The sequence below is a fragment of the Methylobacterium sp. Leaf456 genome (assembly GCF_001425465.1).
In the GTDB taxonomy this organism is placed as follows: domain Bacteria; phylum Pseudomonadota; class Alphaproteobacteria; order Rhizobiales; family Beijerinckiaceae; genus Methylobacterium.
In genome coordinates, this window is the sequence record NZ_LMQV01000008.1 from 95,510 (window position 1) to 109,135 (window position 13,626).

General features: G+C 69.4%; 12 protein-coding genes and 2 pseudogenes. 7 read left to right on the forward strand and 7 right to left on the reverse strand.

The annotated features are described in order from the left end of the window. Positions 1–172: 172 nt before the first annotated feature. Positions 173–2,266 (forward strand): glycogen debranching protein GlgX, encoded by a 2,094-nt coding sequence (glgX, locus tag ASG52_RS08730; protein WP_056241781.1) that lies wholly within the window; start codon positions 173–175, stop codon positions 2,264–2,266. 101 nt (positions 2,267–2,367) lie between these two features. After that, the gene (gene upp, locus ASG52_RS08735) at positions 2,368–3,015 is read left to right on the forward strand and encodes a uracil phosphoribosyltransferase (RefSeq protein WP_056241784.1); all 648 of its coding nucleotides are present in this window, start codon (positions 2,368–2,370) and stop codon (positions 3,013–3,015) included. A 152-nt stretch (positions 3,016–3,167) separates the two neighbouring features. Here the strand turns inward: upp and ASG52_RS08740 are convergent, their stop codons facing one another. The 4 genes from ASG52_RS08740 to ASG52_RS08755 all read right to left on the reverse strand — a co-directional run bounded on the left by ASG52_RS08740 (position 3,168) and on the right by ASG52_RS08755 (position 6,709). Further along, positions 3,168–4,049, reverse strand: coding sequence for a 3-hydroxybutyryl-CoA dehydrogenase (locus tag ASG52_RS08740; RefSeq protein WP_056241787.1), 882 nt, complete (start codon positions 4,047–4,049; stop codon positions 3,168–3,170). Positions 4,050–4,199: 150 nt separating this feature from the next. Then, complete coding sequence (locus ASG52_RS08745) at positions 4,200–5,153, reverse strand: electron transfer flavoprotein subunit alpha/FixB family protein (RefSeq protein ID WP_056241790.1); 954 nt, start codon at positions 5,151–5,153, stop codon at positions 4,200–4,202. Between the two features lie 70 nt (positions 5,154–5,223). Then, entirely contained in the window at positions 5,224–5,973 is a 750-nt protein-coding gene (locus ASG52_RS08750) for an electron transfer flavoprotein subunit beta/FixA family protein (RefSeq protein WP_056241791.1), read from the reverse strand. 163 nt (positions 5,974–6,136) lie between these two features. After that, positions 6,137–6,709 (reverse strand): cob(I)yrinic acid a,c-diamide adenosyltransferase, encoded by a 573-nt coding sequence (locus ASG52_RS08755; protein WP_056241793.1) that lies wholly within the window; start codon positions 6,707–6,709, stop codon positions 6,137–6,139. A gap of 302 nt (positions 6,710–7,011) precedes the next feature. Between ASG52_RS08755 and ASG52_RS08760 the strand changes: the two genes are divergently transcribed. The 3 genes from ASG52_RS08760 to ggt all read left to right on the forward strand — a co-directional run bounded on the left by ASG52_RS08760 (position 7,012) and on the right by ggt (position 10,334). Continuing rightward, positions 7,012–8,022, forward strand: a complete 1,011-nt coding sequence (locus ASG52_RS08760) for an NAD(P)H-quinone oxidoreductase (RefSeq protein ID WP_056241795.1) — start codon at positions 7,012–7,014, stop codon at positions 8,020–8,022. 165 nt (positions 8,023–8,187) lie between these two features. Continuing rightward, positions 8,188–8,472: a hypothetical protein gene (locus ASG52_RS08765; protein WP_056241796.1), complete on the forward strand. Its 285-nt coding sequence runs from the start codon at positions 8,188–8,190 to the stop codon at positions 8,470–8,472. A gap of 104 nt (positions 8,473–8,576) precedes the next feature. Beyond that, a complete protein-coding gene (gene ggt / locus ASG52_RS08770; protein ID WP_056241798.1) occupies positions 8,577–10,334 on the forward strand; it encodes a gamma-glutamyltransferase in 1,758 nt (585 codons plus the stop codon). 94 nt (positions 10,335–10,428) lie between these two features. Here the strand turns inward: ggt and ASG52_RS08775 are convergent. The 3 genes and pseudogenes from ASG52_RS08775 to ASG52_RS08785 form a co-directional block, all read right to left on the reverse strand. Beyond that, positions 10,429–11,254, reverse strand: a pseudogene (locus tag ASG52_RS08775) (IS630 family transposase); the annotation flags it as partial. A gap of 29 nt (positions 11,255–11,283) precedes the next feature. After that, positions 11,284–11,622 (reverse strand): annotated as a pseudogene (locus ASG52_RS28260) (helix-turn-helix domain-containing protein); the annotation flags it as partial. A 296-nt stretch (positions 11,623–11,918) separates the two neighbouring features. Continuing rightward, a complete protein-coding gene (locus ASG52_RS08785; protein ID WP_286158992.1) occupies positions 11,919–12,422 on the reverse strand; it encodes an outer membrane protein in 504 nt (167 codons plus the stop codon). Between the two features lie 556 nt (positions 12,423–12,978). On the opposite strand from ASG52_RS08785, the gene ASG52_RS08790 reads away from it, so the two are divergent. Continuing rightward, entirely contained in the window at positions 12,979–13,254 is a 276-nt protein-coding gene (locus ASG52_RS08790; protein ID WP_056241808.1) for a hypothetical protein, read from the forward strand. Beyond that, positions 13,251–13,616 carry a diguanylate cyclase domain-containing protein gene (locus tag ASG52_RS08795; RefSeq protein ID WP_056241810.1) on the forward strand — a complete coding sequence of 122 codons (366 nt, stop codon included), beginning with the start codon at positions 13,251–13,253 and terminating at the stop codon, positions 13,614–13,616. Before ASG52_RS08790 ends, ASG52_RS08795 begins: the two co-directional genes overlap by 4 nt. Positions 13,617–13,626: the final 10 nt, after the last annotated feature.

Sequence of the window (13,626 nt, forward strand, 5' to 3'; positions counted from 1 at the left end):
TAGGCGGACCCGGAATGACGGTGGAAGGTTGAAAACCAAACCGTTGTCATCCTTTGAACGGTTCGGAGCCTGGATGTGCCGCTGCCCGCCGCTTGAGCTTCGCCCAACCAATCTTTAACCCCATCAAGGAGGCCCGGCGCCCTGCGAGGCGCGCCCACGACGAAGGACCGGGATGATCGTCATCGAGGAGGGCCTGCCGACGCCGCTCGGCGCGCATTTCGACGGCCGCGGCGTCAACTTCGCCCTCTTCTCGCAGAACGCGACCGCGGTCGATCTCTGCCTGTTCGAGCCCGGCGCCCGCCACGAATCGCGCACGATCCGTCTGCCGTGCCGAACCGACGACGTCTTCCACGGCTACGTCCACGGCCTGCTGCCGGGCCAGCTCTACGGCTACCGCGTCTCCGGCCCGTGGGAGCCCGCCGCCGGACACCGCTTCAACCCGGCCAAGCTCGTCCTCGACCCCTATGCCCGCGAGATCGCCGGCCGCATCCGCTGGCACGACGCGCTCTACGGCCACCGCCGCGGCGGTGCCCGCGAGGACCAGATCGACCGCCGCGACAGCGCCCCGTTCATGCCGCGCGGCGTGGTGACCCGGCCCGATGCTCCCGAACCGGCATCGTTTGCCGCCCCCCGGCCGCTGTACGAAAGCGTGATCTACGAGGCCCACGTCAAGGCGCTGACTATGACGCATCCGGCTCTGTCGGAGGCGGAGCGCGGCACCTATCTCGGGCTGGCCCACCCGGCGATCATCGAACACCTGCTCAAGCTCGGCGTCACCGCGCTCGAACTCCTGCCGATCCAGGCCTTTGCCGACGACCGCTTCCTCGTCGAGAAGGGTCTGACGAACTTTTGGGGCTACCAGCCCTACAACTACTTCGCCCCCGAGCCGCGCTATCTCGGTGGGGGCGATGCCAGTGCGCTCCGCTTCGCCATCCGCGAACTCGCGGCGGCCGGCATCGAGACCCTGATCGACGTGGTCTACAACCACACGGCCGAGGGCGACCATCTCGGGCCGACGCTCGCCTTCCGCGGCATCGACAACGCCAGCTACTACAAGCTCGACCCGGAGGACCGCCGCCGCAACATCGACTGCACCGGCTGCGGCAACACCCTCAACGTCGCCCATCCCCGCGTGATGCGGATGGTGCTCGATTCGCTCCGCCACTGGGTGACGGTCTACGGCGTGGCGGGCTTCCGCTTCGATCTCGCCTCCAGCCTGGGCCGCGCGCCCTACGACTTCACGCCGGAGGCCGCCTTCTTCCAGGCCGTGCAGCAGGATCCCATCCTGTCGCGCGTCAAGCTCATCGCCGAGCCCTGGGACATCGGCATGGGCGGTTACCGGCTCGGCGGCTATCCCTACGGCTGGAGCGAGTGGAACGACCAGTTCCGCGACAACCTGCGCGGTTTCTGGCGCGGCGATCGCGGGACGCTCGCCAAGCTGACGCAAGGGCTGTCCGGCTCTCGCGAAATCTTCCTGCCGTCCGGCCGCTCGCCCTTGGCCAGCATCAATTTCGTCGCCTCGCATGACGGCTTCACGCTCGCCGACGCGGTCGCCTACGAGGAGAAGCACAACGAGGCCAACGGCGAGGGCAACCGCGACGGCCACGGCCACAACCTCACCTCCAACTACGGGGTCGAGGGGCCGACCGAGGATTCCGAGATCCTCAGCGTCCGCGCCCGCCAGAAGCGCAACATGCTGGCATGCGTGTTCTTCGCGCAAGGCGTGCCGATGCTGCTGATGGGCGACGAGCGCTCGCGCACGCAGAACGGCAACAACAACGCCTATTGCCAGGACAACGCCGGGAGCTGGATCGATTGGGAGAACGATCCCGATCCGGCGCTGACCGCGTTCGTGGCTAACCTCGCGGGGCTGCGCCGCGTCTGCCGCTCGCTGCGGCGGCGCCACTTCCTGATGGGCGCCGAGGTCGAGGGCACCGGCCTCAAGGACGTGCACTGGCTCTCCCCCGACGCCGCCGAGATGGACGGCGCCGCCTGGGCCGACGGTGAGCGCCAGGCCTTCGGCATGCAGATGAGCAACGACATCGCCGGCTCCGAGCGCGTGTTGATCCTGATGAACGCCGCGACCGCGCCGTGCCCCTTCGCCCTGCCGCCCGCGCTCGGCGGCCCCTGGCGCCCGGTCTTCGACACCACGCTCCCCGTCGGCACCGTCCCCGAGGGCAGCCGCCCCACGGTCGCGGCCGGCGGCACGGTCGATCTGCCCGAGCGGGCCGTGCTGGTGCTGAAGGGCGCGCCGGCCCTGTCCTGAAACCGCCGATCGGCCGGGAAAACCCTGTCGGCGTCTCGGCTTCGCCGGCCCGATTGTGGCATCGTGCTCTCGAGAGCGCGGTGTGGGACGGGAGCGGATCGATGACGGTAGGCGGCGGGGCGGCTGCGGTGACGGTGGTCGATCATCCGCTCGTCCAGCACAAGCTGACGATGATGCGCGACCGCGACCGCTCGACGAAGGGGTTCCGCGAACTCCTCAACGAGATCGGCATGCTGCTGGCCTACGAGGTGACTCGCGACCTGCCGCTGGAGGCGATCTCGATCGAGACGCCGCTCCAGCGCATGGAGGGCCGCCAGATCGCCGGCAAGAAGCTCGTGCTCGCCCCGATCCTGCGGGCCGGCGTCGGCTTCCTCGACGGGATGCTGTCGCTGATGCCCTCGGCGCGGGTCGCCCATATCGGGCTCTACCGCGATCCCGACACGCTCCAGGCGGTGGAATACTATTTCAAGTCGCCGTCCGACCTCGCCGACCGCACCGTGCTGGTGCTCGACCCGATGCTGGCGACCGCCAACTCGGCGGTGGCCGCGGTGGAGCGGCTGAAGAGCCGGGGCGCCAAGGACTTGCGCTTCGTCTGCCTGCTGGCCGCGCCGGAGGGCATCGCCCGGTTCCAGGAGGCGCATCCGGACGTGCCGGTCTGGACGGCGGCGATCGACGAGCGGCTCAACGAGCACGGCTACATCGTCCCCGGCCTCGGCGACGCGGGCGACCGGATGTACGGGACGCGGTAGGGGCTCGCCCTTACCCACATTGCCAATCGAGGCGTGCGGCAGCCCCGTATGGCCCGGCGCGAAGAGCGCCGCGCGCAGTGGCCTCGGCTACGCCGAGGCGTCTAGCGGAGCGAACAGCCTAAGGCCGCGGACGCGGCCGCTTGAGGCCCAACTCAGCGCGTCGGGATCGGCGTCTCGCCGCGGTAATCGTAAAAACCGCGCTTGGTCTTGCGGCCGAGCCAGCCGGCCTCGACGTATTTCACCAGCAGCGGGCAGGGGCGGTATTTCGAATCCGCCAGGCCCTCGTAGAGCACCTGCATCACCGACAGGCAGGTGTCGAGGCCGATGAAGTCGGCGAGTTGCAGCGGGCCCATCGGATGGTTGGCGCCGAGCTTCATCGCCGTGTCGATCGACTCGACCGAGCCGACGCCCTCGTAGAGCGTGTAGATCGCCTCGTTGATCATCGGCAGCAGGATGCGGTTGACGATGAAGGCCGGAAAATCCTCCGACATCGTCGAGGTCTTGCCGAGCTTGCCGATGAAGGCCTTGGCCGATTCGTAGGTCGGGTCTTCCGTGGCGATGCCGCGGATCAGCTCGACGAGCTGCATCACCGGCACCGGGTTCATGAAGTGGATGCCGATGAAGCGGTCCGGCCGGTCGGTCGAGGCGGCGAGCCGCGTGATCGAGATCGAGGAGGTGTTGGTGGCCACCAGCGCGTCGGGCTTCAGCGACGGGCAGAGGTCCTGAAAAATCTTGCGCTTGGTCGCCTCGTCCTCGGTCGCGGCCTCGATCACGAGGTCGCAGGGGCCGAGATCGGCGTAGCCGCGGGCGAGGGCGATCCGCTCCAGGGCGGTGCGGCGCTGGTCCTCGCTCAGGCTGCCCTTCTGCACCTGCCGGGACAGGTTCGCGTCGATCAGCGCGAGGCCGGCATCGAGCCGCCCGGAATCACGGTCGTTCAGCCGGACGTCGAGGCCCGAGGCCGCGCAGACATGCGCGATGCCGGTCCCCATCTGGCCGGCACCGATGATGCCGACCGTCTTGATCTCGATGCCCATACCCGTCTCGCGTCTCACCTGCTGCGGCATCGCCGGGCGAACCGCCTGTATACCATGCGGCACTGCAACAAATGCGTCAAACCGGTCCTTCGCCACGCCCGGAGCAAAGTTTTCCGCGCCCGCAGGAGACGGGCGCGGAAAATTGCGGCCTTACCGGTCCTTGGCCTTGGCGATCTCGGCCTGCAACTCCGGCACGACCTGGAACAGGTCGCCGACGAGTCCGTAATCCGCCACTTGGAAGATCGGCGCGTCCTCGTCCTTATTGACGGCGACGATGACCTTCGAGTCCTTCATGCCGGCCAGATGCTGGATCGCGCCGGAGATGCCGACGGCGACGTAGAGGTCGGGGGCGACCACCTTGCCGGTCTGGCCGACCTGCCAGTCGTTGGGGGCGTAGCCGGCATCGACCGCCGCGCGCGAGGCGCCGACCGCCGCACCGAGCGCGTCGGCCAGCGGCTCGATCAGCTCCTTGAACTTGTCCGCCGAGCCGAGCGAGCGGCCGCCGGAGACGATGAACTTGGCCGAGGCCAGCTCCGGCCGGTCGGACTTGGCGATCTCTTCGGACTTGTAGGCCGCGCCGAGTGCGTCGGGGGCGGCGGCCGAGACCGCCTCGACGGTCGCCGCCGAACCACCCTCTTCCGCGGCCTTGAAGGCGGCGGTGCGGACCGTAATGACCTTCTTGCCGGTGCCGGCCTGCACGGTCTGGATCGCGTTGCCGGCGTAGATCGGCCGGTCGAAGGTGTCGGGCGAGACGACCTTGATGATGTCCGAGACCTGGGCGACGTCGAGGAGCGCGGCGACGCGGGGCAGGGTGTTCTTGCCGGTCGTGGTCGCGGCGGCGACGATGGTGTCGTAACCGTCGGCGAGCGACACGATCAGCGCCGCGTTGGTCTCGGCGAGATCGTGGTCGTAGGCCGCGTCCTCGGCGTTCAGCACCTTCTCGACGCCGTCGAGCCGACCCGCGGCCTCGGCCGCCATCTTCGAGTTCGCGCCGGCCACGAGCGCGTGGATCGGGCCGCCGAGCTGTTTGGCGGCGGTGAGGGCCTTGAGCGTGCCGTCCTTGATCTTGCCGTCGGCGTGCTCGACGTAGAGGAGCGTGGTCATCGAAAGAGCTTTCGAATGAGGAGTTTAGCGCCGCTCGACCTTCCGGGAGCGGCGCGCGAGTCTCAAAAAATTAGAGGACGCCGGCCTCGACCTTGAGCTTCTGGACGAGTTCCGCCGCGGAGCCGACCTTGATGCCCGCCGAGCGGCCCGGCGGCTCGGCGACCTTCACCACGGTGAGCTTGGGCGAGACATCGACGCCGAGCGCGTCGGGGGCCAGTTCCTCCAGCGGCTTCTTCTTGGCCTTCATGATGTTGGGCAGCGAGGCGTAGCGGGGCTCGTTGAGGCGCAGATCCGTCGTGACGATGGCGGGGAGCTTCAGCGCCACGGTCTGGAGGCCGCCATCGACCTCGCGGGTCACGTCGATGCTTCCCTCGCCGAATTCGAGCTTGAAGGCGAAGGTGCCCTGCGGCCAGCCCAGCAGCGCGGCGAGCATCTGGCCGGTCTGGTTGGAATCGTCGTCGATCGCCTGCTTGCCGAGGATGACGAGTTCGGGGCTCTCCTTTTCGACCACCGCCTTGAGGAGCTTGGCGACGGCCAGCGGCTCGCAAGTGACGTCGGTCTTGATCAGGATGGCGCGGTCGGCGCCCATGGCGAGCGCCGTGCGCAGGGTCTCCTGCGCCTGCTGCGGGCCGATCGAGACCGCGACGATCTCGGTGGCCTTGCCCTTCTCCTTCAGGCGGATCGCCTCCTCGACGGCGATCTCGTCGAAGGGGTTCATCGACATCTTGACGTTGGCGAGTTCCACGCCCGATCCGTCGGCCTTCACGCGGATCTTCACGTTGTAGTCAACGACCCGCTTGACGGGCACCAGAACCTTCATGGCAGTCGCCTTCCTCCGCGCCGTCGGATGGCAGGCGGGCGCCCGTGAGGCGGCCACGCCTGTGCGACGGCAATCCGATCTTGATTGTCAGGGCGGGCGGGACCGTAACGAGCCGATTTCCCGCTTGTCAACGCGCCTATCTGGAAGGAGTGGCCTGCGGAATCTAGCGGTTCTGGCCGGGAACCCAGAGCACGTCGTCGGCCCCGTCGCGGTTGGCCGCGCGGGAGGCCACGAACAGGAAGTCCGACAGGCGGTTGAGATATTGCAGCGCCTCCGAGGAAATCGCTTCGCTCTCGTTGGCGGAGAGCGACACCACCAGCCGCTCGGCCCGGCGGCAGACGGTGCGGGCGAGGTGGAGCGCGGCGGAGGCCGGCGAGCCGCCGGGCAGCACGAACGACTTCAGCGGCGGAATCTTTTCGTTGAGCGCGTCGATCTCGGTCTCCAGCCGCTGCACCTGGGCGGCGACGACGCGCAGGGGCTCGTAGCCCAGCGGCTCCTCGCTCGGCGGGGTGGCGAGATCGGCGCCGAGATCGAACAGGTCGTTCTGGATGCGCGCCAGCATCGCGTCGAGGGCCGGCTCGGCGTGGAGGCGGGCGAGCCCGATACAGGCATTGGTCTCATCGACGGTGCCGTAGGCCTCGACCCGCAGATCCGCCTTCGAGCGCCGCTCGCCGTTGGCGAGCCCGGTCGTGCCCTTGTCGCCGGTGCGGGTGTAGATGCGGTTCAGCTTGACCACGGCGGTCCTCCCCCGCGGGCTCGTTGGACCCGCTGGGGATGGTGTTCCGCGCGGGGCCGGTCTTGGCAAGGGGGTGGTCTTGGCAAGGGGGTGGTCCGCGCCGCTGTCGGTCCGCGTCCCTGAGGTGGGCGGGGAAACGGCTCCCGCGTGATCCGACTGGTCTTGCCGTCTTCGCCTCGCAATGACGGCGTGGGGCGGAAACCGCCGCGAGCCCTCACGAAGACCTGCGACGCGCAACCTCGACGGCACCGACCTTCCGCGCCATGTGACGGCGGAGCCCCAAACACGCCAGGAGCCCGTCGATGACCCAACCGCTGCCCGAGACCATGCGCCAGATCCGCTTCGGCGGCGCGGGCGGGCCGGAGGTGATCGTGGTCGAGACGGCGCCGGTGCCGCGGCCCGAGGCCGGTCAGGTGCTGGTCGAGGTGGTGGCCGCAGGCGTCAACCGGCCCGACATCATGCAGCGCCAGGGCAGCTACCCGCCGCCGAAGGGCGCCACCGAGATTCCCGGTCTGGAGATTGCCGGCCGCATCGCCGCGCTCGGTGAGGGCGTCACCGGATTTTCGGTGGGCGACGAGGTCTGCGCGCTCGTCATCAGCGGCGGCTATGCCGAGTTCGCGGTGGCGGAAGTCGGACAGGTGCTGAAGAAGCCCGCCTCGCTCTCGCTCACCGAGGCGGCGGGCCTGCCCGAGACCGTCTTCACCGTCTATTCCACGGTGATCCAGCGCGGGCGGCTGAAGGCGGGTGAGACCTTCCTGGTTCATGGCGGATCGAGCGGCATCGGCTCGACCGCGATCCAGATCGCCAAGCAGCACGGTGCCCGCGTCCTCACCACGGCGGGCTCGGCCGAGAAGTGCCGGTTCTGCGAGGAGCTGGGGGCGGATGCCGCCATCAACTACCGCGAGGCCGACTTCGCCGAGGCGGTGAAGCGCCTCACCGACGGCAAGGGCGTCGACGTGATCCTCGACATGGTGGGCGCGGCCTACCTCCAGAAGAACATCGCCTCGCTGGCGGTCGAGGGCCGGCTCGTCCAGATCGCGTTCATGCAGGGCTTCAAGGCCGAGAGCCTGACTCTCACGCCCATCATGCTCAAGCGCCTGACCATCACCGGAGCGACCCTGCGAGCACAGTCGAAGGAGGCGAAGGCGGCCATCGCCGAGGGCGTGAAGGGCGAGGTATGGCCGCTGGTGGAAGCCGGAAAAATCCGCCCGATCGTCCACGCCACCTTCCCGCTCGAGGACGCGCAAAAGGCGCACGAGTTGATGGAGACGAGCAGCCACTCGGGCAAGATTTTGCTGACGACCGGGCGCTGACATCAGCGCCTCCAACCAACCCCCCTCCTTCGAGGGCGCCGCTGCGCGCCGCCACCTCAGGATGAGGGGGTTGGATGGGAGCGGCGGAACGATGCGGAACTCCGGTCCAGTGCCGGTGTTCGTCAGAACCCGCCGCTTCCGGCGCTGACACCTCACAGGCCCCCGATGCGGCATCTCCCGATCGCCCTGGCGCTCGCCCTGATCCTTCCAGCCGCGCCGGCCCTGGCGCAATCCGCTTCACGAGACGGAACACCCGCCATCCCCTCGCCGCCCAGTCCAAAAGCCTCCGCCACGGGCGACGCGCCCGTCACCGGTCCCGGCACCGGCGGCACCCCGAACCGGCCCGCGGTGGTCGGAGGCACGCCCGGCGCGGTGATCGGCGGGACGCCGACGAGCGGCCCGCCCGGAACCGGCGGCGCGGCCGGCGGGCCCTCGATCAGCGGGCAATAGAGCATCGGCCCAAAAGGTGGGAACCGGCTTTTGGAAAAGCCGATGCGGCACTGGAATCGAGCGTCGCGCTGGCCGCGGCCGGGCCGGAGGCTAGATCGTCCGGGATGACGCTCCGCCTTCGCCTCGCTCTCGCGCTCCTCGTCCTCGCTGGCCCGGCCCGCGCGCAGCCGGACGTCACCCCCGGTTCCCTCCCCTCCGCGCCCGAGCTGCCGCCGATCCAGTCGGATTCGGCGCGGCTGCTGCCGGTGCTGGCGACCCGCGGCATGGTCTCGTCGCAGGACGCGCTGGCGACCCGCGTCGGCGTCGCGGTGCTGGAAAAGGGCGGCAACGCCATCGACGCCGCGGTGGCGGTCGGCTTCGCCCTCGCCGTCACCCTGCCGCGGGCCGGCAATCTCGGCGGCGGCGGCTTCATGATGGTCCACCGCGCCGCAGGCCGCGAGACGGTGGCGATCGATTACCGCGAGACCGCGCCGGGGGCGGCCAAAGCCGACATGTTCCTCGACGCCAAGGGCGAGCCCGACAAGGCGGCCTCGACCCGCGGCGGCAAGGCGGTGGGCGTGCCCGGCACGGTGCGGGGACTGGCGGAAGCGCATCGTCGCTACGGCTCGGGCAAGCTGACGCTCGCCGACCTGATCGCCCCGGCGGAAAAACTCGCCCGCGAGGGCATCCCGGTCGAGTCGGGGCTGGCCGACTCCCTGCCGCGGGCCTCCGGCCTGCTCGGGGCGTGGCCGTCGAGCCGCAAGATCTTCTATCAAGGCGACCACGTGCTGCCCCGCGGGGCGACGCTCCGCCAGACCGACCTCGCCGACACCCTCAGGACAATCGCCGAGCGCGGGCCGGACGCGTTCTACGAGGGCCCGATCGCGCAAAAGATCGCCGGAGCGGTGCAGGGCGCGGGCGGCATCATGACGGTGGCCGACCTCGCCGCCTACCGGCCGGAAATCCGAAAGCCCGTGCGCGGCACCTATCGCGGCTACGAGATCGTATCGATGCCACCGCCGAGTTCCGGCGGGGTCCATCTCATCGAGATCCTCAACGTGCTGGAGGGTTACGATCTGGCCAAGCTCGGCGCCGGCAGCGCGGGCGCGCTCCACCTCATGGCCGAGGCGATGAAGCCGGCCTATGCCGACCGCGCTACCTGGCTCGGCGACCCGGCCCGCACCAAGGTCCCGGTCGCAGGCCTCACGGCGAAGTCCTACGCGGCGAAACTGCGGGACAGCATCGACCCGGAGCGGGCCCGGCCCGCCGGAGAGGTGAAGGCCGGCGATCCGCTGCCCTACGAGTCCGACCAGACCACCCACTTCTCGGTGGTCGATGCCGAGGGCAACGCGGTGTCGAACACCTACACCCTCAACTTCTCCTACGGGATCGGGCTGGTGGCCGAGGGCACGGGGGTGCTGCTCAACAACGAGATGGACGACTTTTCCGCCAAGACCGGGGCGCGCAACGCCTACGGCCTCGTCGGCGGCGAGGCGAATGCGGTGGCGCCGGGCGCCCGCCCGCTCTCCTCCATGACGCCGACCTTCGTCTTCCGTGACGGCAAGCTCTATCTCGTCACCGGCAGCCCCGGCGGCAGCCGCATCATCACCACGGTTCTGCAGGTGATCGTCAACGTGCTGGATTTCCGCCTCAACCTCGCGGAAGCCGTGGCCGCGCCGCGCATCCACCACCAGTGGCAGCCGGACATGCTGATGGCCGAGGAGGGCGTCTCGCCCGACACCCTGGCGCTGCTGCGCGCCAAGGGCCATCCGGTGAAGGTCGGGGCGAGTTCGGGCTCGGCCAACTCGGTGATGGCCGAGGACGGGCTGCTGGCCGGCGCCTCCGACCCGCGTCAGCGGGGAACGCTGGCCGAGGGGCATTGAGGCCCTTCAACCAACCCCCGCCGTCATTCCGGGGCGCCGAAGGCGAACCCGGAATCCACCCGTGATGCGCCGCTATGTCTAGAGCTGTTGCCGATCAGGTTGGATCGTAGGCGTCGTATCCGGCCGCTGCGAGGCAGTTGCGGCAGGCCTTTGGGGTGAGGCTGTCGAAGGCGGATCGGATTGCCGCCCTCAGATCTGGAAGCGTCCGCGCGGCGGCTTTGCGCAAGTCGGCCTTCAGCTTGGCAAAGACTTGCTCGATTGGGTTGAGGTCCGGCGAGTAGGGCGGAAGGTAGAGCAGCTTGGCGCCCACCRCCTGAATGGCTTCGCGCACGCCGGCCACCTTGTGAGCAGCGAGGTTGTCCATGATCACCGTGTCACCCCGCTTCAGCACGGGCACCAGGGTATCGGTGACGTAGGCCCGGAAGCGCTGGCCGTTGGTGGCTCCGTCGAACAGGGCCGTGGCCGCCAYCCCGCTCGTGCGCAGGGCGGCCGTGACGGTGGTAGTCTTCCAGTGGCCGTGCGGGACAGCGACGCGGCAGCGCTCACCGCGCACGGCCCAGCCGTAGCGGCGCACCATGKTGGTGGTGGTCGCCGTCTCGTCGAGGAAGACAAGCCTGTCCGGGTCGAGTTCGTCCTGAGCCTTGAACCAGTCCTCACGTTCGGCCCTCACGTCCGGCCGCTGCTGCTCGGCGGCGTGGAGCGTGTTTTTTTGTGCGTGACGGCGTGGCGCCGGAAGAAGCGCGACAGGCCGCTCTCGCTGGTGGCGATGCCGCGTTCGGCCAGCAGGACGCGCAACTCCGACAGGGTAAGCGTCGGTCGATCCAAGCGCAGTTTGACGATGAACGCGGCTTGCGCTTCGAGGTGCTGCGAGCGCCGGTCGCCGCCCTGCGGCTTGGCCGCCACCCGGCCTTCCCGCTCGANCCGTACCGAATCCCGCAGGGGCAGCCCCTCGCGTGACGGCGTGGCGCCGGAAGAAGCGCGACAGGCCGCTCTCGCTGGTGGCGATGCCGCGTTCGGCCAGCAGGACGCGCAACTCCGACAGGGTAAGCGTCGGTCGATCCAAGCGCAGTTTGACGATGAACGCGGCTTGCGCTTCGAGGTGCTGCGAGCGCCGGTCGCCGCCCTGCGGCTTGGCCGCCACCCGGCCTTCCCGCTCGAAGTTCTCCTGCCAGCGAATGGCGCTGGCGGGACTGACCCCGAACCGCGCCGCCGCCTGACGGCGCGAAGCGCCCTCGGACACGGCCTTCACGACCCGTTCGCGCAGATCCGATGACAACGCTGAGCCCATCAATCCTCCTGTCGAGGACCACAGGGAATCAGATCACGCCGTGCCAGTGAACCCCGAACGACTCGCAGCGGTCGGCAACAGCTCTAGCGTCGCGGCCAGTCGTGGATTCCGGGTTCCGCGGCGCGGCCCCGGAATGACGGGGGAAATCGGGGGGCTCAGACGGCCAGCGCCGTCGTCAGCCAAACCCGCATCGCCTCGAAACGCTGAGCCCATCAATCCTCCTGTCGAGGACCACAGGGAATCAGATCACGCCGTGCCAGTGAACCCCGAACGACTCGCAGCGGTCGGCAACAGCTCTAGTGCAGCCGGTTTCCGACCACGCCCGCCTCGACCGCCACCGAGAGCCGGTCGGTGATCGCCCACTCGACGCCGACGCGGGCATCGGGCCGCACCGCGATCTGCTCGCGATCGTAGAGGGGGGCCGCGGGCGTGCCGCCAAAGCGCAGCCGCTCGTGCACCGCCCAGGCCCCGGCCTTGCCGTAGAGCAGCACGGTGTCGGTCAGCAGCGTCCCGACCTGCACCTGCACCGCGCCGGACAGGTCGCGCGAGTAGCCGAGGCCATTGAACCCCAGCGTATTGCTCCCGGCCCCGGGGATCAGCCAATCGACCCCGCCGACGATGCCGTAGACGAACCGCCCGTCCTGCCAAAGCCGCCCGCCCTCGAAGCCGAGCGTCGGCCCGCCGTAGCTGCCGTAGGCCTTTGACGACGAGAACGCGTAGCCGGTCGAGACGGCGGCGTAGGAACCGGACCACCGCCCGGCCTCGTCGCCACGCGGCTGCGACCACGCGAAGGCGGGCAACGGCGCGAAGCCGGCGAAGGGGAGGGCGCTCTGCGCGAGCGCCGGCCCGGGCCCGAGGAGGCCGCAGCCGAGAGCAAGAAGCGCCGCCCGGCGAGGCCGCGAAGAACGAGGAGCGATCAGCCTGTCCATACGGCCAAGATAGCCGATCTCGCAGCGTGGAAACAGGGCGACCAGCTGCGTCGGCCGAAAGCGTGTCAGCCAGAGGCGTAGGCCTCAGCGGTCGCGGGAGGAGACGGGCGGGGAACGCCCTGGCAACGGCTTCGGGACTTTCGGGACCGCGATGTCCCGAATTGCCCGGTTTGTTCCAGGTTTCGTCCCAGCACGAAAGGCGCCAGAGCCCCGCAGGGCTTGGGCTAAATCGTTCGAACCGATGAGGAAAAGACTGGCGACCCCGGTAGGGGCGCCCTAGATGAGCAAGATCAATGACTTGCTCGATAGTGGGACACCAACCCATCCCATCGGATCATTACGCTTTTCAGCGTAGTGTCCCACGGCCTTTTGGCCGGGCAAGGGAGGGGATCCCGCTACGGGTCACGTCGACGGGAGGCGTGGGCCGATGATCCCCGCTGCCGACCGCTTCGGCCCCCGGTCCGACAGCATCGACGCCGCCGAGCAGCTGGCCCGCCTGCGCAGCCTCCGGGCTATCGTTCGTCTGACGACCGGTCCGCGCGGCGACCGCCTTGCCGAGGAACTGCACCGCGCCGAGCGTGACGCCGACCGCCTTCCCGCTGCGCTCACTGCGCTTAAAGGCCTGGCCGCCCTCGACCGGCGCCAGGTGCTCAGCTCCTACGCCGCCCTCCACCGTCCGCAGCCCGAGGCCCGCACCGCATGACGCACCGCGAACTCGCCGCTTTCCGCGCCGGCCTGCAGCAGGCCGCAGAACACGCCCTCATCTCGGTGCTCACGATCGAACTCCGCGACGACGCGGGCGAAATCCGCCAGCGCGCAGCCATTGAGGCGCTGCGAGGGCTCGCCGAGGGCCTGAATGCCGCTCTCGCCGAGCGCCTCATCGCGGCGATGGCTCCACCGATCGATCTGGACGGCTATCCGGCCGGCATCGGCGTCAGTGTCGGGATTGCCTTCTCGCACGCCGATGGCGTCGAGCCCGACGCGCTGTTCGCGTGCGCGGACCGGGCGCTCTACCGTGCCAAGGCCGAGGGCAGAAATACAGTCACACGACCGACGATGCACTAACTTCAAACCC